Raw genomic sequence first — 22,790 nt, 5'->3', positions numbered from 1 at the left:
TCATTGTAAACAAGGTACTGCTAATAGACGTGTTAAAAATACCTATTTATTTAATTGATTCTCATCAGAGAGGAAGCTATATATGGAAAGGAAAAAGGTAGTTCTTATCTTAGAGGAACATGAGGAAGTAGCCGAAGAAGGTATAAAAAAAGTAGAGAAAGAAAACTTTGACTTATCCATTATAAAAAACGCAAGTAATTTAGAAGAAGAAGTTAATGACTGCCAAGCAATATGGGTTAGAGGGGCGAAAATAGCACGTCCAATCATTGAATGCGCTCCCAATTTAAAAATAATTGCGAGGAGCGGGGTTGGAACGGATAATATAGACGTTAAAGCAGCTACTGATAACGATGTATTTGTTTGTAATGTTCCTGATGCAAACTTCACTTCAGTTGCTGAACATGTGGTTGGTTTGATTATTGCATTGTCCCACCAAATTTTAAATTCAGATCAGGCATTACGTAAAGGGGATTTTAATGCTAGGCATAGGTTTATGGGATCTGAATTAAAAGGAAAAACATTAGGATTAATCGGGTTTGGACGTATCGGTCAATTAGTAGCAAACAAGTGTTTAAGAGGGTTAGAAATGAGCGTTCTTGTTTATGACCCATATATATCCAATAAAGATGAATATGAAAACATACAGTTTGTGGATGACATGGATGATATTTTAACTAATTCCGATTTTATTTCCTTACATCTTCCTTATACACCTGCATTACATCATTTTATTAATAGTAAGTCATTTAGTAAAATGAAAAATTCTGCATTTCTATTAAATTGTGCTAGAGGAGGTTTAGTAGATGAGTCTGCACTAGCCGATGCGTTAAATAGCGGACAGATTGCAGGTGCTGGTATCGATGTTTTTGAAGATGAACCACCATCCCAAGATTATCACTTATGGAATTTGGATAACATCATTGTAACACCACACATGGGTGCATCTACAAGAGAAGCTCTTACCCTAATGTCAGTTGGAGCAGCTGAAGAAATCATAAATGTTTTACAAGGTCAAAAGCCAAAAAATACTGTAAATTAGAGTAGTTTTTAAACAATAAGTATTTGAACATGTAATCTTTATTAAGTGCATGTTCAAACACTATTGTTTTAAAAGTGTATCCGCTTACAAAAATACATTTGTAATTAAGCTGAAAGGGGGAATGTATATCAAAAAAATTCGGAAAAATAGCAGTTTAATAGTGTGTTAAAAAATCTTAAAAAACCAATAAAGGAGAAATTGTTATTATGAAAATTAAATATTTATTAAGTGCAAGTTTATTTGCTTTATTGTTACTGCTAGCTGCTTGTGGTAGTAATAGTGAGGATGCAGATGCTTCTAGTAACACAGATTCACAAGATGAGAATGAGTCTTCAACTGAAGATTATCCAAGTGAGGATATAGACTTTTTAGTTGGATTCTCTGCAGGCGGTGGAACGGACACGGTTACAAGGACTGCTGCTCAAATTTTAAATGAAGAAGGTATTGTGGAACAAAATTTTGTAGTTGAAAATATGCCAGGTGCTGGTGGTGGCCTTGCTTTAAACGAGTTGAAAAAACGCAGTGATGATCCGCACGTACTTCTGTCAATGCCTGATGTAGGTGACCCTGTTTGGGAAGGGGAAATTGATGCAGATGTAACGGATTACACACTTGTCGCACAACTTGCTACAGACTCTATTATCGTTGTTGTAAATTCAAATAGTGATTATGAAACATTTGACGATATTGTTGAAGCAATTAAAGCAGATCCTGGTAGCCTCGACATTGGATTAGGTGCGGATGTTCATAGTGAGGAAGGACATATATGGTATCAAATTGCAGAGCAAAATGGTGCTGATTTTGAAGAGATGAATTTTATACCTCATGATGGTGGAGCAGAAATAACAAATTCTTTATTAGGCGAGCATATTGATGTGATGGCCGTTAACCCATCATCTATTGCAGGACATATTGAGTCTGGTGACTTGATCCCACTTGCAGTTGCAAGTCCAGAAAGAATAGAATACTATCCTGACGTTCCTACATTGATTGAAAGTGGAGTAGACCATATTTATGTTAGAGCAAGAGGTATATGGGCAGGTGGAGACATCTCTGATGATGTTGTTAAATTCTGGGAAGAAAAATTTGAAGAACTTGTAAATACAGAGACATGGCAAAAAGAATACTTGGAAAAAAATTTACTAGTAAATGATTATAAGAATAGCGAGGAATACGAGGCGTATATCATGGAAACGGCAGAAAAATTACTAGAATTCAAAGAAGCTGTTCAGTAAATAAGCAAAAGAAGGGAGTTATTATCTATTGAGGTCAGAAACGATATTTACAATATTCCTTTTAGTTATTAGTATCGTTGGCTTATTTACTTCTTTAAAACTGGATATTATTCATAGAGGTGGAGAAATGGGACCGGGTTTTTTACCCCTGGTCCTCTCTTCTCTGCTTATTGTTTTAATATTAGTTTATCTCTTTTCCAATCTAGCTAGATTCAAAAATAAGTCAAGTTCAAAAAAGCGTGAAAATAAAATTGTATATTACCCTCACATAATATTTATTTTTATGCTTATCATTAGTTTAGCTCTGATTCCATTGTTCGGTATGTTAGTAAGTTTAGGAATTTTTTCTTTTGTTATATTATTGATGATTGAAAAATTGACTTGGTACAAATCTTTAATTTTTAGCATTTTGCTCATTATAGGAATATACTTTATATTTGATTTTTTACTAGGTATGAAAATTCCAGGTAGCGAATTGCTATAAAATTTAAAATGGATGATAAGCGATTAGAAAGAGAGGTGTAATAATGGATCTTATTAACGGTTTCTTATCCATTATAGCCCCAGGACAATTAATGTGGATTCTATTTGGTGCTACTCTTGGAACGTTGGTTGGTGCATTACCCGGCATTGGATCTACTGCAGCTGTCGCAATACTACTACCGGTTACTTTTGGGATGAATCCTTTATCAGGATTGATATTTTTAATGGGAGTTTATCAAGGTTCAATGTTTGGAGGAAGAATATCCGCAATTCTTGTAAATGTTCCTGGTGATTCAGCATCAGTTGTATCATCATTTGAAGGTTACCCAATGAAAGTTAAAGGTCAAGCAGGCTATGCACTAACATTGAGTGCTGTATCTTCTTTTATTGGTGGTGTAATTGGTTTTATTGGAATTGTGTTGCTTAGTGGAGTATTGGTTCAGGTGGCATTAGAATTTGGTCCTCCAGAATATTTCTCATTAATGTTTTTTGCACTTATTGTTGCCGGAGGTTTTATGAAAGATGAATGGTATAAGCCATTAATTTCTATGTTGCTGGGATTATTAATTGCAACTGTTGGCCAGGATATATTTACTGGGCAACTGAGATTGACATTTGGCATACCAGAGCTAATGGATGGTGTTGGATTTATAGCCATCGTAATAGGACTTTTTGGTATTTCAGAAGTGCTGGTAAGATTGGACTCCTATCAGCAAGGAGTCAGCAAGTCTGATCAAGTGGAAACAAAAGTAGAAGGAATGTTTCATAATATTGGCGGAGTTGTAAAAAATACTGTTTCTATCGTAAGAGGTTCAATCATTGGTTTTATTATAGGCATTTTGCCAGGGGCAGGCGCTACAACTGCAACATTCGTATCTTATGGTGCAGAAAAGAAGCTTTCTAAAACCCCTGATAAGTTTGGAACTGGTGTCGAGCAAGGATTGAGCGGACCCGAAGCTTCGAACAATGCGGCAGAAGCAGGGACGTTTGTTCCGTTGTTTAGCTTAGGGATTCCCGGATCTGCAACAGGAGCAATATTGTTAGGTGCATTAATAATGTACGGGCTACAACCAGGTCCATTGCTATTTGAAAATTCAGGACCGATTGTATGGGGAGCGATTGCGAGTATACTAGTAGCTAATGTGATTTTGTTATTTTTAAACGTTGGTTTAATACCAATGTTTACATTCCTTATAAAAAAATCAGAAGTGTACTTAGTTCCGATTATTACTATTTTTAGTGTTGTCGGGATTTATATGTATTATAATAACTTGTTCTCCGTGGGAGTAATGATTATATTTGGGATATTCGGTTACTTAATGCGTAAATTTAACATTCCTGTTACTCCATTTATACTTGCACTTGTATTAGGCCCGCTTCTCGAAAAAAGTTTTAGACAATCTTTAATAAAATCCCATAATAGTCTGGATATATTTTTCACGAGACCTATTTCAGCAAGCTTAATTATTATAACCATACTTATTTTGGCATTCCCTCTATTAAAGATGATGAAAAATAAAATGTTCAATAAAAACATTTAAATTTATTATAAATTCGTATAGGGAAATATTAACATCACTAGTGTTGTAAAATGTCAAACTTGAAAATCCGATTGCCTTACTTATGTCGAAGTGTCACAGGCTTAATGAATGGTAACTATGTATAATTGATTAAATTATTTGCCATAAGAGGTTTAAAAAATACACCTCTTATGGCTTATTTAGTCTTGTTTCGAAACAATGAATGAAGAAGCATGGGAGGTAGCATAGTGACAGAACATAAACATATTGAATCAAAGATTCAATATTATGTAGATAAAAGTTTTTGGTTGGAGACATCTGGGGATGATCTCAGTCCTCGTCCAATGTTAGAAGAATCAAAAACTGTTGATATTGCAATTATGGGAGGAGGCTTTACTGGGTTATGGACAGCATATTATTTATTGCTTCAGAACCCATCACTAAATATTGCTATATTAGAAAAGGATATTATTGGGTTTGGTGCTTCGGGTAGGAATGGTGGGTGGTGCTATCCTCAATTTCCAATTAGTCCAGCTGTTTCTATAGAAAAATATGGGATCGAGGTTGCGCGAGAAATCCAAATTGAAATGTTTAATACTGTAAACGAAATTGGACGTGTTGCTAAGGAGGAAGCCATTGATATAGATTATAAAAATGGTGGTGGGTTACAGCTGGCATTAGGAGAAGAAGGTTTTCCTACTCTGGAAAGTGAAATGCAAGTATATAAAAACTTGGGCTTAGATAGTCATTTTAATATTTTAAATGAGTTTGATACAAACGAACGTGTAAAAGTTCAAGGGGCAAAAAGAAGTTTACTCACGAAAAATGCGGCAGTTCTAAATCCAGGGAAATTAGTACGTAAATTAGCTAAGGTCCTTGAAAAACGTGGTGTAAAAATATATGAACAAACAGAAGTAGTCGACTTTGAAAAAGGGAGTATAAATAACCCATCAAAATTAATTACAAAAGAAGGTAGTATTGTCTCTGCAAAAACAGCGTCTTTATTAGCAGGAGAAGCTTACATGAGTCAAATGGCGAAGTTTCGTAGAAAAGTCCTTCCAATGTATTCGTTGATCACTTTAACTGAACCTTTAACACCCGAACAATGGTCAACTATTGGTTGGGGAGGACGGGAATTAGTTGGGTCTACCCGCTACTCGTTTAATTACTTACAACGAACTGTTGACGGTAGAATTCTTTTTGGAGGACGTGGACAGCCGTATCGCTATGGATCTAGGATTAAAGATTCATTTGATAGACATGAACAAACCAATGACAATTTAAAGCGATTGGTTACTCAATGGTTTCCTTCGATTACGGGAATTAAATTTACACATTCATGGGGAGGACCTGTAGGGATTGTCCGTGATTTCACGCCAAATCTTCTGTTTGATAAAGAAACGCGGATTGCAAGTGCATGGGGCTTTGTTGGTCAAGGAGTATCTACAACAAACCTAGCTGGTAGATTATTAACTGACTTGATTATGGAAAAAAAGAGTAAACTTACGGAATTACCTATTGTTCAGCATAAATCAAGGAAGTGGGAAATGGAACCATTTCGATGGATAGGAGCACGATATGTTCAGGTTTCACTTGAACGAATAGATAAAAAAGCGGAAACGACAAACATACCACCGGGTGGAAATACAATAGCAGAGCGTTTAAATCGTCATTAGTTTTAGTCCAAGATACGTGGGATTTTTAGGTTTTTGACAAATAGAACAAAACACAGCTTCAATAACACCTGTGCAACGGGTAATTTGATTTAAATTTATAAGAGCATGTTACTTGAGCACTTTTGACTTGGTTTCGCAAACTGTTCATAAACTGTCAGAGGAAGAGAACCTCCGTCATTGGACAATTTTATCTGAAGATTGAAATCTAACTTGATTTGCGGTAAAGTATCCTTTATAAGAATCCTTTCTGTAGTTATTTTTGGTTAATTAACACTAGCAGGAATGGATTCTTTTTTCATTTATTTAGTAAAGCCCTGTTTACTTTTATCGCCAAAGTGACATGCTTTATATCTACTAAGGATAATTCAGGTATATAATGGAAAGAAGGATTTATTTTGGTATATATAATATATATTCTAATCAGCCTTTCTACTGCATTTATTGGAAGTTTAATTGGATTGGGTGGGGGAATTATATTAATTCCAACCCTATTAATAATAAATAACTATTTTGAAACATTCGCCTGGATATCGCCTCAAACAATTGTAGGAATTTCTCTAGTTACTATGGCCATTACAGCACTTTCCTCAACAATATCTTATTGGAAAAGTGGCAGGGTGGACTATAAAACGGGAATTATTTTTATATTAGGAAGTATTCCCGGTAGTCTTTTAGGCTCATGGTTGAATCAGTTTGTTGATACGGACAATTTTTCATTATACTTTGGATTTATTATGATAATTATATCATCGCTTTTGTTTATTAATCGAAGCAAACATGCTGGAAAAAAGGGAACTGCAATAAAAGATAGGAACAAAAGAACATTTCAAATCGGGGAAGAGATGTACCATTATACGGTATTCATTACACCGGCATTGCTTATATCATTTGGCATCGGCATGCTGTCTGGCATGTTTGGAATTGGTGGAGGGGCGATAATGGTTCCAGTTATGATCTTGTTATTCGGCTTTCCAGTGCATATTGCGGTAGCAACTTCCATGTTTATGATATTTTTTATTAGTATTGTCAGTTCCATTACACATATTGCTTTAGGCCATGTGCCGTGGGGGTATGTTTTTTTTTTCATTGTTGGTGCGTTTATTGGTGGTACACTTGGAGCGAGAGTGAACCAGTTACTAACAGGGAGTATATTAAAATGGATATTACGCATAGTACTGATCGGTGTAGGCTTGCGTTTAATTATTGATGGGATAATGTAAGGAGTATGAACATGCAAGAAAAAATATTCTTCTACTATACAAATGATCTTCATAGCAATTTTAACAACTGGTCGAGAGCAGCCGCTTATTTTAAAGAAAAAAGAGCTTTGCATGAGGCCGAACAAACCTCTAATTGGCTAGTTGATATTGGGGATCATGTTGATCGTGTACATCCGATTGCTGAAGCCTTTATGGGTAAAGCGAATGTGCAATTAATGAATAATCTTGGCTATGACATTGCAACACTCGGAAATAATGAAGGGATTACACTTTCACATCAGGATTTGTTTCATTTATACGACGAAGCCGACTTTCAGGTTGTATGTTCCAATTTGGAAAGTATGACAGATGACCAGCCTGAGTGGCTTGAAATGAATACAACATTAACGTCCAAAGGTGGCGTAACTATAGGAGTTATTGGTCTCACCGCACCATTTAACGCATTTTATCATTTGCTTGATTGGCACGTTTCTACCCCTTTTGATGCTATAAACAATGTGTTAAACCGAGTAACGAAAAAAGCGGATATTATTATTTTATTATCCCATTTAGGTATTAATGAAGATAGAGCAATTGCACGCAAATTTCCGGATATCGATGCTATTATCGGAGGTCATACTCATCATTTGTTACGAACAGAAGAAAAGGTTAATGAGACGATTATTACTGCCGCCGGAAAACATTGTGCTTTTGTCGGAGAGGTTATTTTAACGTGGGATCATACGCAAAACGAATTAGTTGAAAAAGAAGCGTATACGACCGATATTACTCATGTAGCAAAAGATTTACCAACAGAGCAACTGCTTATGGAATTAAAGGAACAAGCAGATGATCATTTGAGCAGTCCGATTGTTCATGTAGATGAGCCGATCGATATAAACTGGTTTAAACCCACTCCAATTATGGAACGATTGACACACACGTTGAAAAACTGGACAGATGCCGATATTGGAATGTTGAATGCTGGGTTATTGCTCGACTATTTCTCGGCAGGAACAGTGACATACAAAGATGTCCATCGAATATGTCCGCATCCAATTAACCCATGTGTTGTGAAACTGCAAGGCAATGAAATTTTAGAGGTAGTTAGAGCTTCGCTTACAAAAGATTTTATGGAGTTAAAATTAAAAGGCTTTGGATTTCGGGGAGAAGTGCTTGGACGGATGATCTTTTCGGGAATAGATGTAATAACCGATGTTCATCCCGACGGACAAGAGTTTGTAAAAGTAATAACGTATCAAGGGCAAGCGTTGGATCCTGAAAAAAAATATTCGGTTGCGACGGCAGATACCTTTACTTTTGGAAGGCTGTTGCCGGAGATTGCCAAATCGAAGTCAAAAAGATTTTTTTTGCCTGAATTTATTCGCGATTTATTATTGGTTACATTAAAGGAGTATTTTTCCGCTTAATACGTGTTCAAAGATATTTCCGTTTCGAAAATATGACTTAACTGTGTCAACTTAATCCTTCTTGCATACATATATAGTGGTCGTTATAAGGAGGTTTTCACATGATTACAGTTAGTCCTTTGGAAATTGAAGGAATGCATTTTACAGCTATACGGGTTGAGTTGCCTAAAACAAATTTACTTTCTATTTCCAATGATGTTGGCTACATTATGTGTGCTGCGTTAGATGTAGATATATTAAACAGCGCATTAAAGGATCGGCAAGTTGTTGCAGGTCGGGCAAAAGGTGTCCGGACCATCGAAGACTTATTGGAAGCTCCACTTGAAAAAGTAACTGATACTTCAAAAGAGTACGGATGGGAAGTTGGCATGACCGGTAGAGAAGCATTATTAAGAATTGCTTAGATGAAATGTCTTCCTAACTGGGAGGCATTTCATCCAGACTTTATAGAAAATGAACATATAAAATCATCAAGTTAGGAGTACTAACGTGAGATTAGTAAGTACGAGATCCGTTAAACCCGGAACTAAAATTGCTCAATCAATCTATAATGAAAACAATTTGCCGCTCATCCAAAAGGGAACTGCACTAACCGAAAAAATGATCCATCGACTATTAAAGCAACATATAACTTATGTGCACATCGAAGACGCCCTAACAGATGATATTTATGTAGAAGATGTGATTCCTGCAAAGACGCGCATAAAAGCGATGGGCATGTTGAAGGAAACCTTTGTCGGATTGAAAAAGGATGACATCTTTAACAACGCATACATACTGGAAACTAAAAGCCAAAATTTACTTGTTGTTATTGATGAACTAATGAAAGATATACGAAATTCCAATGAAACGATTTCCATGTTAACAAATATCTTTGCTACGGATGATTACATATTTCAGCATTCAATTAATGTCGCCATTTATTCGCTCGCAATTGGTTCACAAGTGAATCTCCCTGACGCGCAATTGGCAGAGCTCGGAGTTGGCGCTATATTGCATGATATCGGTAAGATTTTTATTGAGGAAGAAATTTTACAAAAAGCAGATAAGCTGACAGCGGACGAGTTTGCCATTATGAAAACCCACACGGAATTGGGGTACAATTTTTTGCGGAAACAAAACTCCATTTCCTCTGTTGCTGCTCATTGTGCATATCAGCACCATGAACGATTGGACGGGTCCGGTTATCCAAGAGGTATAAAAGGAGATGCTATTCATCCATTCGGGAAAATCATTGCGATTGCTGATGTGTTTGATGCGGTAACGAGTAACAGGGTGTATCGGTCTGCTATGCTTCCGCACGAAGGACTGGAAATTTTATATGCCGGTGCCATTCAGCAATTTGAGAAACAGTATGTGGAGGCATTTAAGCAGAGTGTGTCTGTCTATCCAAACGGATTAACCGTGAGGCTAAATGACGGTAGGACGGGAGTTGTCATTAGACAAAACAAAACGCTATGTGACCGACCTGTTATTCGAATTATAAAAGATGCAAGTGACCAATCCATTTCCCCTTATGAAGTGGATATGGCGTACAATGTACAAGTGCTTATTCACTCCTGCCAAGCTTAATAATTAACGATTCTAACCTCCTCGAAACAAGCATAAATTGTTGGTGAGGAGGTATTTTATGTTTAGACGGCGATTCGGCATGAAAAGAGGAAGAGCTGCTCCGCCTCCAGCCAGCGTTCTTTTTCTTATTACGATCGTTCTTTTTTTTGCTATCATACTATTTAGTCTTTGGTTAATTGATAAGCAGATAAAACCGCCATTAATGGACATAGCGGAAGAAAAAACAATTGAATTTGCAACGAGAACCATTAACTCCGCTGTAAAATCAACTGAAAATATGAACTTTGAAGATCTGGTTGAAGTGAATATGGATGAAAACGGAAATGTGGCTACGTTAGGTTGGAAATCTTCCGCCGTTAATCAAGCGTTACGAATAGCGACGGAACGTGCTGAGTACTTTTTATATAGCATGAATAAAGGCGAGCAGATTGATTTGGATGATCCAGAGTTGGATCCGGTAGAATTTGGTGACACGGTAGGAGATTTAGCGGCAAAAGATCCAACCGTTGTCGAAATACCAATTGGTCAAGCGACAGGTAATACCATTTTAGCAAACCTCGGGCCAAAAATACCCGTCCACTTTGAAATCGTCGGCAGTCTGGAATCAGATGTTGTACACGAGCTAAAAGAATTTGGCGTCAATGCCGCGTTATTCGAAATTTACATTCCTGTTACTGTCAATGTACAGGTCGTTATTCCTTTTTCGACGGAGGTAGCCAAAATAGACACAAGGGTGCTTATCGATTCAAGAGTAATTATGGGCGATGTACCGGAATTTTATAATCAAGGTGGAGATGGTGGTCCTTCCATATCTGTACCTGAAAAGCGATTTAACAAAGAGTAGAAAAACGAAAACACCCTAAGAATTACGATGGTAACTTTTCTAAAAAGTACCGTCGTAATTCTTGTGCTTGATCTGCAAGATGCTGTTATATCTATAATCGACTAGTTGTATGATGAGGGGGCATCATACAGTAGGAAAATCGAATAAATTCGTGACAGTTTTTAACTTGAAGATATTGTCAAGAGGTGATATGCTCAACGACACGTGTCTAATATTAATGGAAAAGAGGTGATGTAAAAAAATGTATATTATACGCTGATCTGCATGCATCTTTTGACTAAAGCAAGCAGTGTAAGTATAATAAACTTAAATATCAGATAATTTACAACATTCCTCAACCTGTTGATTGAGGGATAATATTTAAAGGAGGTTTATACATGGATAAACGTTCTCAATGGGGTACAAGAGCGGGGTTTATTATGGCTGCTATGGGATCTGCTGTAGGTCTGGGAAATATATGGCGCTTTCCTGCTACGGCATATGAAAATGGTGGTGGAGCATTCTTTATTCCCTACTTAATTGCATTATTTACTGCAGGTATTCCGATTCTGATTATGGAATTTACAATTGGGCATAAATATCGTGGATCAGCCCCACTATCATTCAAAAAAATAAATCCTAAAATGGAGTGGGTAGGATGGTGGGGAGTCATCGTTGCTTTTGTAATCTCCACATATTATTCCGTTATTATTGCATGGGCAATTTCGTACTCCATTTTCTCATTAAATTTAAGTTGGGGAACAGATACGGAAAGCTTTTTATTTAGTGATTATCTCAATTTGGCTGTTGATCCCGGCCAAACGGGCAGCTTAGTTCCCGGTGTACTTATTCCATTAATTATTGTTTGGATTGTCGTGTTAGGTATTTTGTATCAAGGCGTTAAAAAAGGGATAGAGATGGCAAACAGAATTATGATCCCAACTCTATTAGTTATTTTTCTTATTATTGTTATACGGGCAGTAACATTACCGGGGGCAGCGGAAGGTTTAAATGCATTTTTTCAACCTGATTTCAGTCAAATTTTATCTCCATCTGTATGGGTTGCTGCATATGGACAAATATTTTTCACTCTGTCAATTGCATTTGCTATTATGATTACGTATTCCAGTTATTTGCCAAAAAAATCGGATATTACAAACAACGCCTTCATTACTGGGCTTGGAAATTCAAGCTTTGAGTTGTTAGCCGGAATCGGTGTGTTTTCAATCCTTGGATTTATGGCAGTTCAACAAGGAGTTAGTGTTGATGAAGTTGTAGCTGGTGGTGTCGGTTTGGCGTTCGTTGTATTTCCAGCGATCATCAATGAATTTCCGGCATTTAATGAATTCTTTGGCTTTCTTTTCTTTGCCTCTCTCGTATTAGCCGGGCTGACTTCGTTAATGTCGATTATTGAAACATATATTGCAGGACTCGTTGACAAGTTTGGCATGTCCCGTTCACGAGCAGTTGCTGTAGGTGGTGGAATTGCCGCGATAACTTCTTTATTATTCGCTACACAAGGTGGTATGTTTTTCCTGGATGCAGCAGATTATTTCATCAACCAGTTTGGCGTTGCTTTTGTCGGTCTTGTTGAAGTTGTGTTACTCGCATGGTTCTTGCGTAAATTGAAAGATTTCCGTGCGCATGCCGACGAATTTTCCGATATCAAGCTTGGTTCGTGGTGGACGATAAGTTTAAGCATTATCACACCAATTGTATTGGGTTATATGTTGATTGGTTTGTTTAAGCTGAATTTGTTAAAAGAATTTACAGGTGAAGGTAATGAGACAGGAAATTATGAAGGTTACCCTGATATGTTCATAACGTTCGGTGGCTGGGCCGTTGCAGCAGCGGCATTGGTTATTGGATTGCTTCTAACAGCCACGAAATGGAAATCTCCAAATAACAAATAAGTATTAAAGGAGGAACAACTATGAGTGGTAGTGCTATTATCGTAATGATTATTGGAATGATATTATTATGGGGTGGATTTGCAGCAAGCATTATGAACGCTGTTAAAAAAGCGAAAGCAAATAAATAACAAAGAAAGGGGACCGGGAAATGATAGCGATCATCCGGTCTCTTTTTAAAAGGTAAGAATGTATAAAATTTTGTGCATAAATGTCTAGCTTAAGCGCCGAGCCCCTCGAGGTCTTAAGCAATAACTCTTCGTGGCAAAAACCGCCACTACGATTTCTTGCTTAAGCTTGTCGAGACTGACCAGGGCGCTTGCGCTTTTCTTAAAAGATAAGGAAGTATAAAATTTTGGCGCATAGCTGTCTAGCTCCAGCGCCCAGCCCCTCGAGGTCTTAAGCAATAACTCTTCGTGGCAAAATCGCCACTACGATTTCTTACTTAAGCTTGTCGGGGCTTAACAGGGCGCTTGCGCTTTTCTTAATTTGCTTGTTTCTCCATGCGCTCCCATTTTTTTAAATAAGGATACGGGTCAAAAGACCATTCTGTTTTCCCGTTATCTTTATACATCCCATAATGTAAATGTGGCGGGAACTTCCCTGAAGTCCCTGGCGGACCATAGCCACTTGAACCAACACTGCCCAATTGATCTCCGGGCTTAACAATTTGTCCGACATCAATGTCATCACTATAGCCGTTCAAATGCCCATAATAATGGTAAATATTGAATATATCCCGAATGCCAATTCTCCAACCGCCATATAAATTCCAACCCATCAATTCGATTACACCATATGTTGTCGATTTTACCGGTGTCCCGTAATTTGCAAATATATCTGTACCTTCATGTATTCTTAACCCTCCGAATCCACGTCGGTCCCCCCATGTATTCAGAAAGCTATAATTATGTTGAAGAGATACAGGAAATGCTCTGTCGGTTAAATGAATATCGTTGAATGTTTGAAATACCTTTGCTGTATTCGTAATGGTTTTTACAGAGAGATCCCGTTTATAATAGTTCCATAAAGCTATTTTGAAATCATCTACAGTTGGTCCAGTTTTGATTAAGTCATTTGACATTGTGTATAAAATGTCTTCCGGATTATCCCTCTTTGCCTTACCATCACCATTTCCATCTTTTCCGATACCGTTAAACATCTTAATAACTCTCGCATCACTTATCATGGAAGAATTACCGATTCCATACCATTTTTCCGGGGCTATTTGAATGGAGACAAGCTGGTCATCCGGTAAATCTTTATTAACCTGTCTTTCATATTGATCAATCGCAGCAATATAATACCAAGGCACAAGTGTTACTGCTTCTGTCTTTTTATAAAGGGCCATACGTTTATCATAAATTTCTGTATCTTCTTCGGCAAAAACAGCTTGTGATAAGATCAAAGAAATTGAAATTATCAAAACAGAAATATAGGCTAATTTATTAAACAATATTCTTTCACTCCCAGGCGTAACATTCGAATTGTTTTTTTAAAAAGGTCAGAAAGTATAAAAAATTTGCGCATAGCTGTCTAGCTTAAGCGCCCAGCCCCTCGAGGTCTTAAGCAATAATTCTTCGTGACAAAAACCGTCACTACGAATTCTTGCTTAAGCTTGTCGGGGCTGAACAGGGCGCTTGCGCTTTTCTTAAAAATCATTTAATTTTAATAAGGAGGACTAACATCATAGGGAGAAGTTAGAAGAATGAGTTAGTCCGATTAATTATTAATCTGTTTTCCTTTCTTGACCTTGAGGTGTTTTTTTCATTTCCTTGATAATGGCGTTTACCGTGTTTTCGTAATTTTTATTTTCTGTTGTTGAATTTTTCAAACTGTGAATATCATTCATTAACACATCATTATCAGAAACATATATCTCGTAATAGGCGGGTACGATTGACATGGCTGATTTCCTGGCGATATCGGATGTGTATTCCGTAACCTGGTCATCATTTGTTTGATAAGCAATTAGTACTTGTTCGTCGGTTACGAGTGTGGCTACTTCTGCAAAGTCATCATTTCTTAAAATGATACGAGCAATAATGTCAGCCATTTTATCACGGTCCATTGTGACAGCCCGATTTCGTTCATTATCTTCCTTGATTTCATCTTGCGTATATCGCACATAACCAAGTTTGTTAATTTGATTATCAGTGTTTGTAGATTTTTCTAGAGTAGGATCAAGCTGATCCAACTTGTTACCGTCTTCTGTAGCGTCGTTATTTTCGGAACACCCGATCATGAATAGAGATAACCCGCCAATCAGGAGAAAGGTCAGTGACATTTTTTTTACCATTTTAATTTTCCCTCCTTTATTTTTTCATCTTTGTTAGTTTGTGATTATATTTTCGATTCATACAGATAAATATTTCTGGTTGTATAAGGATGAAGTATGGTAAACTATAGGCAGTTTAGTGGGGTGAGATAGATGGTTGAAATAAATGGAAAAAAATATAAAGTAATGGAAGATATAAAAAGTGCTTTACAGGAAGATGTTTTAAAAGAAAGGTACTCAGATGTTTTAAAAAAATATGATTTTATCGTCGGAGATTGGGGTTATAATCAATTAAGATTAAAAGGATTTTATGATGACGAAAACACAAAAGCGACATTTGATTCAAAAATAAGTACGTTGGATGATTATTTATATGAGTACTGCAATTTTGGTTGTGCTTATTTTGTATTGCAAAAAGTGGATTAAAAACAAACCGCCTGGAAGTTGAGCGGTTTGTTTTCATTTAACATAACTATTCTTCGTCATGGATCGGATGGGATCCTGGCGTTTGTCTTGGCAGATCATCATGCCGGTCTTTATCAGGGTAAACGAAAGCACTTTGCCGGCGTTGTCCTTTCTGCCATGGGGTTGATTTACTGAATACAGCTTCATCAGCATTAATTGGTGAACCAAAGGAACCCTCAGGAAATTCTTCAGGAATTAAATATTCGTTTTCGTCCACATTGGAAATGTTGGAATACCGATCTTCCTTTTCCTTTCTAAATTCAAGATCCTTTTCACTCATTTAACTCATTCCTTTCTCCTTATAGCTTTTGCCAAGTGGAGAGGAAGTATAAATCCAATAAGTGGAAATTAATCAAATTGCGTGCTGCGAACATAGCCCCTGAATTCATCTTCCAATATTTTTCCGAGTTGAAATATCGCTTGTTCGTTACCATTTATACTCATAACCTGTACGCTAATCGGCATGTTTTCCTCATTTACTCCAACGGGTACAGTGAGTGATGGCAAACCCCAAACATTTGCGTAGGCGATATATGGCATGAATTTTATATATGTTTTTCTAATGGAAAATATTTCCTTGAATGTAGAACTATGACTTGAAGCGGCAGTATGATACACAGGGAAAATGAGCAAACGATTTTTCAAGTAAGCGTTCAAAATTTCATCTCCACGTTCGAGAACAGACTGAATTTCAGCTAATCTTTTGAAGGATGGCTTAAATAAATTCGCGCCGATTAATGCCCAAGATAAATAAGGATGCATGTTTGTATTATTTGCCCACTTTTCTTTCATATAAGAAGTGATTACGCTGGATCCATTGTTGTTGAGTGCAAGTTTTTTAATTTCCGCCGCACCATTAATAGACATAAGTTCCTGCCATATTTTTGCGCTGTCTTCAAAAAAAGGCGGTAAAATACGTTTCACATCATATGAGCTACTTAACTTAGTGCTTATTTTTTCGATGATATCCTTTGTTGAATTGGATAATGGGTAATTGTCATTCGTAGGATATATGTCTATTTTCATATCATTTAACGATTTTATCGAAACCGGTTCATATGCCATAATGTTATGGAAAAGCTCCATATCTCGCACGGATTTTCCCATTGGTCCCATCCCGAGCATCCTAATTTGTAGCGGATGTGAATTTGTAGGGAAGTGTCCATTTAATGATACTTTATCTGTCCCCGGTTTAAATCCAACGACCCCGTTAAAATGGGCAGGAAAACGGATGGAACCGCCAATATCAGATCCAATTCCTGCGGCAGCACCCCCGGCTCCAAGTAACGCGCCTTCACCTCCACTGGAACCACCAGCAGTTCGTGTTACATCCCAGGCGTTATTTGTTCGACCGTATAATTTATTATCTGTTTCTTGTGAAAAACATAAAGTTGGGGTATTTGACTTCCCTAAAATAATGGCTCCCGCATTTTTTAGTTTGGTAACAACATCTGCATCAGTGGAAGAGATTATATCCTGCCGATGAATTAAACCTCCAGTTGTTTTCATTTTTTTGACATGAAAAGATTCTTTTACGCTAATTGGTACACCATAAAGCGGTTTGTTTTTTTGGTCGTCATTTATGTTCTTGTCCACTTGTTCGGCTTCCTGTAATGCAAAAGTAAAACGGTCTTCAACCATCGCATTTAAGTGTGGATTCACTTTCTTCATATGGGTGATATAAGCTGTGACAGCGTCTGAACTTGTAACAGATTGCATTTTTATTGCTGCAGCGATTGATGTAGCATCCATATCCAATATGGTATTTTTATTCACCATTTACCCACCCTTTCTCGAATTATTCTGAAATAATGCTTCTATTTCAGTATACCATGTCAGCCTTAGAGCATGTACATATAAGAATAAACTATAATAGTGAATTTAACTTAACTCAAGTTGCTTGAACTGTATAATATTCAGTCAAAACCTGAAATGTGGTATGATAGAGATGAAAAAAGGTTGAGGTGATTGGAATGTATTTTGTAGATCGCAGTAAAATTGAAAAAACGTTGGAATATGTGGATACGATACTTCATATCTACCCACAGCAAGCAGTTCATACGTTTGTTGAAAAACTAAGTTTGGAACGGGCTGTGCATTTATTGATTGAATCCATCCTTGATGTTGGAAATATGATGATTGATGGGTTTATTATGCGCGATCCGGGAAGCTATAACGATATTATAGATATTTTGATTGACGAAAAAGTCTTACCGGAAGCAGATGAACAAGTGTATAAACAATTAATTCAGTTACGTTCGTCCATTGTTAAAGATTATTTGAACATTGATCATTCCGACCTGGAAAGCTATTTAGCAGCTAACAGAAAACAGTTAAAGACATTCAGTTCACATGTCCGTGTATATTTGGACAATGAATTTGGTGTCGCCAATGCTTTTTCAAATGAACGATAAAAGGTGCGATTGCAATGAAAACACGTACGCCGGTTAAACAAAAGTTATTATTTGTATTGAAAAAAGATACAGCGTGTACAATAAAAACAATAATGGAGCATTTTTCTGTAACGGAAGTTGCTGTAAGACGACATCTTCATGAGCTTATCAACCAAGGTTTTGTAAAAGAAAATATTCATAAGCAGGATATCGGTCGTCCTTATCATACGTATGAACTTACTGGAAAAGGGCATCGTACATTTCCAAATCAATATGAGCAACTTCCAGTCGAACTATTAAAAGATTTGGAAGGATTGCAAGGTCCTGAAGCTGTAGAAGAATTATTGGATAAACGTATGGAAAGGGAAGAAGAGTATTATCAATCTCAATTGTCAACAGGTGATTTTGACCAAAAAATAGAGGAGATTGCCCAACTACAAAATGAAAAAGGGTATATGATCGAATATGAAAAAAACGCTGATGGAGATTATATTATCAAAAATTATAACTGCCCGATTATGAATTTAGCCCATTCATACAACCATGTGTGCGGTAATGAAAAGAAAGTATTTGCAAAACTATTCAAAAATAGTGAAGTTATTTCTGAACAAAATATTACAGCAGGTGACCATTGTTGCAAATGGATTATTACAAAACCGATTGAATAAATGAAAAGATGATAGGAGAATGTCATCTTTTTTTCTATGATTAGGACCCTCTATGGACAGAAAAGTATATGACAGTTCGAACTTTATGAAAATAATCGGGTAAGAAAAGAGGTATTTGTTAATTGAAAAACTACAAAGGGTATTTAATTGATCTGGATGGAACGATGTATCGTGGGAATGAGCGAATCGAAGCTGCAGCAGAATTTATCGAGCATTTAAATACAAATAATATTCCATATTTATTTGTTACGAATAACTCTGCGTATACACGGTCATTTATTTCCGATAAATTAAATAAAATGAAGATTCCCTCTAGTCCAGCACACGTATTTACTTCCAGCAATGCAACGGCTAGTTTTATTAAACAGCGGAAAGAAAAAGCCCGATGTTTTGTTATTGGTGAGGAAGGATTAGTACGTGCACTACAGGATGAAAATTTAACAGTAGTAGAAGAGGATTGTGATTTTGTAGTAACTGGAATTGACCGCTATATTACATATGAAAAACTGGCTAAAGCATGCATCGAGATACGGAATGGGGCAAAATTTATATCTACAAACAGTGATACTGCAATTCCGACTGAGCGCGGTTTGCTGCCGGGAAATGGAGCACTAACTTCTGTAATTACTGTAAGTACTGGAGTTCAGCCAACTTTTATAGGAAAACCAGAATCCATTATTATGGAAGAGGCGGTATTGCAATTAAAAATGAAGAAAGAAGATATCATTATGGTTGGAGATAATTATTATACCGATATACAGGCGGGAATTCGCGCCGGTATCGATACATTAATGGTTTTTACCGGGGTTACGCAATATGAAGAATTGGAACAAATTGTACAAAAACCAACCTATTATGTAAGAAATCTGGCAGATTGGTTTGAGAACTGACATGCATATAAAAAAGAAGTCAAAAGCAATTGGTATACCTGCTTGACTTCTTTTTTATTTGAACCACATTAGTCATCCAGATTCGTATCGTTTGTAGCGGCATGTGCAAGTCTGCTTGATGCTGCTGCAGCAATAGCGCCGACAATATCATCGAGAAATGTATGCACTTCACCTGTCGATTTATCGTTTAGTTTTTTAAGTATTCCTGGCTTTTGTTTGTCGATAAATCCATAATTTGTAAACCCAATGGAACCATATACATTGACGATGGAAAAAGCAACAACTTCGTCAATCCCATACAAACTTTCGTCTCGTTCGACAATTTTTTGTAAAGGTTGTTCCAATTGTTTACGTTCAGCAAGAACATCAAGTTGAATCCCTGTTAAAATGGCATGCTGAACTTCTCTTTTGGCCAGCACACGGTTGACATTGTATAGACAATTATCCATCTTTAAATCCTCGATATACTTTGATTGTAAATAAAAAACTAGTTCAGCAATATCCTTTAGTAAAACGCCACGTTCTTTTAGCCAAGTTCTAGCTTTTATTTCCAATTCATCATGTTTTGTTACTTCATCCATTTTAATCACCAATACTTTCTATTTTTATATTAAATGTTATTATAAAAAACTCGCACTTAAACTGTCTTTGGCGAGTTTTCCTATTATCTTTCTGCTGATGTTAAAGAAGAAAAACGCAAGAGTACCCTTTCTGTTACATAGACTATACAAAGTGCGGAAAGGAGACGGATCATGAAGAGAATGCTGCAATCAAGTTATGGTGTTGACGCAGTGAGAGAAATAAAGGTAAATGGCAAAGAAGGTTTTTCTGACGGTGTATATCATTATTTTACCATTTTAATGACAAACAAGGAAATAATACATATGGAGCAGGCAACACTCGCTCATTTTTTGCTGGAAATGGGGTATGAACAAACCGCTTGCCCAATTCAAAATAATTATGGGGAATGGATAACCCGTCATAACGACCATCATTATATTGTTTATCGTGTTTTAGCACTGCAAACAACTTCAGTACTGAATCATGGACAGGAATTGGCGATGTTTCACGATAGAAATACTGCTTACCGATTTCAACCACAAGCAATATCCAGCTACGGACAATGGAAATCATTATGGATTCAAAAATTGGACGCATTTGAGCATACAATTAAAGAGGAAGCTGTTCAATATTCCACTTCTTTTTATCGTAAATTAATGAATATAATGCCATACATCATTGGATTAAGTGAAAATGCCATTCAGTACATGCAGGAAAGTGAAGCAGAGATGAGACATGATGAGAGTGATCAGGGCACAATTGTCTTTTACCGGTATAATTATAATTTAACCAAAGAAATCATTTGGGCGGATGATTTAGTATATGACCATCCTGCACGCGATTTAGCGGAACAAATTCGAGCATATTTTCTGCAAACAGATCTTGATGTTCGTTATGTTCAGGAATTCATACGCGATTATACAGCAGTCCGGCCACTAACTATTTTTACTATACGCCTATTGTATGCACGCTTAATTTTTCCGATCCATCTATTTGATATGATGGAAAGGGAAATAAGTAAAGATGAAGATGTAGTATCGGCTGATTCGTTCATACAAATGTTGCAGCAACAAAAAAATTACGAAGATAAACTACGACAATTCCACGAGATCATAGAAGTTGATATTCACCGATTACAAATTCCTGTGTTACAATGGCTGTAAATGGCAATTGGAGTGATAATGTTGCAAAAATCGGTCATTTATATTACACGAAAAATACCGCGAACCCTAGTAGAACCTTATGAAGATACGTATGAGTTCAGGATGTGGGATAAAGCAGATGAGCCTGTACCGAGAGATGTTTTGGTGACTGAAGCAAAAAACGCTGACGGATTATTATGTTTACTTTCTGAAAAGATTGATGCTGATTTTCTTGATCAGGTTCCCAATTTAAAAATAGTCGCTAATATGGCTGTAGGTTTTGATAATATTGATGTCAACGAAGCAAAGAAACGAGGAATCGTTGTCACAAATACACCTGACGTTTTAACGGAGACGACAGCTGATTTAACATTTGCTTTATTAATGGCCACTGCTCGAAGAATAACGGAGGCTAGTGATTACATAAAACAAGATCAATGGAATCATTGGTCGCCATTTATGCTTGCAGGCTCCGATATTCATCATAAGACGATTGGCATTGTCGGTATGGGAAGAATTGGAGAGGCTGTTGCAAGAAGAGCAAAAGGCTTTGGCATGAAAGTCAAATATTATAACCGGTCAAGAAAACCAAATGCTGAACAAGAACTAGACGCCACGTATCTAGCTTTTGATGAATTGTTAGAGACCGCTGATTTTGTTGTTTCACTTGTCCCGCTTACGGCTGAATCAAAACAGATATTTAATAAAGAGGCGTTTGAAAAAATGAAGCGTTCGGCTATATTTATTAATGCGTCCCGTGGCGGAGTTGTAGATGAGGCGGCATTAATACAGGCGTTGGAAAACAAAGAGATTACTGCTGCAGGATTGGATGTATTTGAAAAAGAACCAATCTCTGCTGATCACCCTCTTATGAAGCTGGAAAACGCTGTTTGCTTGCCACATATAGGTTCAGCGAGTACGGCAACGAGGGAAGATATGATTTCACTTTGTTTTAAAAATATTGCAGCGGTATTAACTGGGGATGAACCGCTTACGCCTGTTAATTAAGATATATTCCAAATTTTATCTAACGCCGTATTGAAATCTTATGCGACGAAAAGTTTATAAAAAATATGCAGACAGAAAAGTGACTCTTTCTGTCTGCATGATTGTTTTAAAAGACTTGTTCAATTTCCTTTACACCAGGAACTTCTGTCGTCAATGCACGTTCAATACCTGCTTTTAATGTAATTGCTGAACTTGGGCAGTTCCCGCAAGCACCCATAAGTCTGAGCAGTACTACTCCATCTTCATCAACATCTATAAGTTCAACATCGCCACCATCACGTAATAAAAAAGGTCTTAATTTATTGAGTACTTCTTGCACTTGATCCTTCATTATATATCCACTCCTTTTCTTTTCAGCATGGTTTATATGAATTTAATTGAAAATAATTATCACTGTATCTTTTTCTATTTTATAATGATTACTGGATTTTGTAAAATAATAATTACTATTTGTTTGTGTGACATTGCTCACGGTGAAACAAAATAGGTTGCTCTTCG

24 protein-coding genes are annotated in these 22,790 nt (G+C 36.7%); 18 read left to right on the top strand and 6 right to left on the bottom strand.

Annotated elements, in window-relative coordinates:
* Positions 1-82: 82 nt before the first annotated feature.
* From ACLIBG_RS06990 to ACLIBG_RS06935, 12 genes are all read left to right on the top strand, one after another.
* The gene (locus ACLIBG_RS06990; RefSeq protein WP_439312038.1) at positions 83-1,039 is read left to right on the top strand and encodes a hydroxyacid dehydrogenase; all 957 of its coding nucleotides are present in this window, start codon (positions 83-85) and stop codon (positions 1,037-1,039) included.
* A 206-nt stretch (positions 1,040-1,245) separates the two neighbouring features.
* Complete coding sequence (locus tag ACLIBG_RS06985) at positions 1,246-2,274, top strand: Bug family tripartite tricarboxylate transporter substrate binding protein (protein ID WP_439312037.1); 1,029 nt, start codon at positions 1,246-1,248, stop codon at positions 2,272-2,274.
* A gap of 28 nt (positions 2,275-2,302) precedes the next feature.
* Positions 2,303-2,758 carry a tripartite tricarboxylate transporter TctB family protein gene (locus ACLIBG_RS06980; RefSeq protein WP_439312036.1) on the top strand — a complete coding sequence of 152 codons (456 nt, stop codon included), beginning with the start codon at positions 2,303-2,305 and terminating at the stop codon, positions 2,756-2,758.
* A 43-nt stretch (positions 2,759-2,801) separates the two neighbouring features.
* Positions 2,802-4,298: a tripartite tricarboxylate transporter permease gene (locus ACLIBG_RS06975; RefSeq protein ID WP_439312035.1), complete on the top strand. Its 1,497-nt coding sequence runs from the start codon at positions 2,802-2,804 to the stop codon at positions 4,296-4,298.
* A gap of 227 nt (positions 4,299-4,525) precedes the next feature.
* A complete protein-coding gene (locus ACLIBG_RS06970; RefSeq protein ID WP_439312034.1) occupies positions 4,526-5,953 on the top strand; it encodes an NAD(P)/FAD-dependent oxidoreductase in 1,428 nt (475 codons plus the stop codon).
* Positions 5,954-6,348: 395 nt separating this feature from the next.
* Entirely contained in the window at positions 6,349-7,173 is an 825-nt protein-coding gene (locus ACLIBG_RS06965; RefSeq protein ID WP_439312033.1) for a sulfite exporter TauE/SafE family protein, read from the top strand.
* Between the two features lie 11 nt (positions 7,174-7,184).
* A complete protein-coding gene (locus ACLIBG_RS06960) occupies positions 7,185-8,582 on the top strand; it encodes a bifunctional metallophosphatase/5'-nucleotidase (RefSeq protein ID WP_439312032.1) in 1,398 nt (465 codons plus the stop codon).
* Between the two features lie 101 nt (positions 8,583-8,683).
* A complete protein-coding gene (locus ACLIBG_RS06955; RefSeq protein WP_439312031.1) occupies positions 8,684-8,986 on the top strand; it encodes a YunC family protein in 303 nt (100 codons plus the stop codon).
* A gap of 85 nt (positions 8,987-9,071) precedes the next feature.
* Entirely contained in the window at positions 9,072-10,154 is a 1,083-nt protein-coding gene (locus tag ACLIBG_RS06950) for an HD-GYP domain-containing protein (RefSeq protein WP_439312030.1), read from the top strand.
* Between the two features lie 58 nt (positions 10,155-10,212).
* Entirely contained in the window at positions 10,213-10,998 is a 786-nt protein-coding gene (gene yunB / locus ACLIBG_RS06945; RefSeq protein ID WP_439312029.1) for a sporulation protein YunB, read from the top strand.
* A 377-nt stretch (positions 10,999-11,375) separates the two neighbouring features.
* Complete coding sequence (locus tag ACLIBG_RS06940; RefSeq protein WP_439312028.1) at positions 11,376-12,890, top strand: sodium-dependent transporter; 1,515 nt, start codon at positions 11,376-11,378, stop codon at positions 12,888-12,890.
* 20 nt (positions 12,891-12,910) lie between these two features.
* Entirely contained in the window at positions 12,911-13,018 is a 108-nt protein-coding gene (locus ACLIBG_RS06935) for a MetS family NSS transporter small subunit (protein WP_439312027.1), read from the top strand.
* A 353-nt stretch (positions 13,019-13,371) separates the two neighbouring features.
* Here the strand turns inward: ACLIBG_RS06935 and ACLIBG_RS06930 are convergent, their stop codons facing one another.
* Together ACLIBG_RS06930 and ACLIBG_RS06925 are read right to left on the bottom strand one after the other, a co-directional pair.
* Positions 13,372-14,343 carry a M23 family metallopeptidase gene (locus ACLIBG_RS06930; protein WP_439312026.1) on the bottom strand — a complete coding sequence of 324 codons (972 nt, stop codon included), beginning with the start codon at positions 14,341-14,343 and terminating at the stop codon, positions 13,372-13,374.
* A 273-nt stretch (positions 14,344-14,616) separates the two neighbouring features.
* Positions 14,617-15,186: a YhcN/YlaJ family sporulation lipoprotein gene (locus tag ACLIBG_RS06925; RefSeq protein WP_439312025.1), complete on the bottom strand. Its 570-nt coding sequence runs from the start codon at positions 15,184-15,186 to the stop codon at positions 14,617-14,619.
* Positions 15,187-15,318: 132 nt separating this feature from the next.
* On the opposite strand from ACLIBG_RS06925, the gene ACLIBG_RS06920 reads away from it, so the two are divergent.
* Positions 15,319-15,591, top strand: a complete 273-nt coding sequence (locus ACLIBG_RS06920; RefSeq protein ID WP_439312024.1) for a YutD family protein — start codon at positions 15,319-15,321, stop codon at positions 15,589-15,591.
* A gap of 46 nt (positions 15,592-15,637) precedes the next feature.
* Here the strand turns inward: ACLIBG_RS06920 and ACLIBG_RS06915 are convergent, their stop codons facing one another.
* Both ACLIBG_RS06915 and ACLIBG_RS06910 read right to left on the bottom strand, forming a co-directional pair.
* Positions 15,638-15,910 (bottom strand): hypothetical protein, encoded by a 273-nt coding sequence (locus ACLIBG_RS06915; RefSeq protein WP_439312023.1) that lies wholly within the window; start codon positions 15,908-15,910, stop codon positions 15,638-15,640.
* A gap of 68 nt (positions 15,911-15,978) precedes the next feature.
* Positions 15,979-17,406: an amidase gene (locus ACLIBG_RS06910; protein ID WP_439312022.1), complete on the bottom strand. Its 1,428-nt coding sequence runs from the start codon at positions 17,404-17,406 to the stop codon at positions 15,979-15,981.
* Between the two features lie 197 nt (positions 17,407-17,603).
* Here ACLIBG_RS06910 and ACLIBG_RS06905 point away from each other — a divergent pair, with 197 nt between their 5' ends.
* The 3 genes from ACLIBG_RS06905 to ACLIBG_RS06895 all read left to right on the top strand — a co-directional run bounded on the left by ACLIBG_RS06905 (position 17,604) and on the right by ACLIBG_RS06895 (position 19,581).
* Positions 17,604-18,044, top strand: coding sequence for a DUF86 domain-containing protein (locus ACLIBG_RS06905; protein ID WP_439312021.1), 441 nt, complete (start codon positions 17,604-17,606; stop codon positions 18,042-18,044).
* Positions 18,045-18,058: 14 nt separating this feature from the next.
* Positions 18,059-18,691: a helix-turn-helix transcriptional regulator gene (locus tag ACLIBG_RS06900; protein ID WP_439312020.1), complete on the top strand. Its 633-nt coding sequence runs from the start codon at positions 18,059-18,061 to the stop codon at positions 18,689-18,691.
* Positions 18,692-18,813: 122 nt separating this feature from the next.
* Positions 18,814-19,581 carry a TIGR01457 family HAD-type hydrolase gene (locus ACLIBG_RS06895; RefSeq protein ID WP_439312019.1) on the top strand — a complete coding sequence of 256 codons (768 nt, stop codon included), beginning with the start codon at positions 18,814-18,816 and terminating at the stop codon, positions 19,579-19,581.
* 68 nt (positions 19,582-19,649) lie between these two features.
* On the opposite strand, the gene ACLIBG_RS06890 is transcribed toward ACLIBG_RS06895, so the two are convergent.
* Complete coding sequence (locus ACLIBG_RS06890; RefSeq protein ID WP_439312018.1) at positions 19,650-20,162, bottom strand: phosphatidylglycerophosphatase A family protein; 513 nt, start codon at positions 20,160-20,162, stop codon at positions 19,650-19,652.
* Between the two features lie 171 nt (positions 20,163-20,333).
* Here ACLIBG_RS06890 and ACLIBG_RS06885 point away from each other — a divergent pair, with 171 nt between their 5' ends.
* The gene (locus ACLIBG_RS06885) at positions 20,334-21,305 is read left to right on the top strand and encodes a hypothetical protein (RefSeq protein ID WP_439312017.1); all 972 of its coding nucleotides are present in this window, start codon (positions 20,334-20,336) and stop codon (positions 21,303-21,305) included.
* A 21-nt stretch (positions 21,306-21,326) separates the two neighbouring features.
* On the top strand, positions 21,327-22,292 hold the full coding sequence (locus ACLIBG_RS06880; RefSeq protein ID WP_439312016.1) for a 2-hydroxyacid dehydrogenase: 966 nt from the start codon (positions 21,327-21,329) through the stop codon (positions 22,290-22,292).
* A gap of 106 nt (positions 22,293-22,398) precedes the next feature.
* On the opposite strand, the gene ACLIBG_RS06875 is transcribed toward ACLIBG_RS06880, so the two are convergent.
* Complete coding sequence (locus tag ACLIBG_RS06875; RefSeq protein ID WP_439312015.1) at positions 22,399-22,623, bottom strand: NifU family protein; 225 nt, start codon at positions 22,621-22,623, stop codon at positions 22,399-22,401.
* Between the last annotated feature and the right edge of the window lie 167 nt (positions 22,624-22,790).

The organism is Virgibacillus sp. W0181, assembly GCF_051846915.1.
GTDB lineage: Bacteria > Bacillota > Bacilli > Bacillales > Amphibacillaceae > JBPYCR01.
This window is presented reverse-complemented; position numbering and strand designations above follow the sequence as displayed.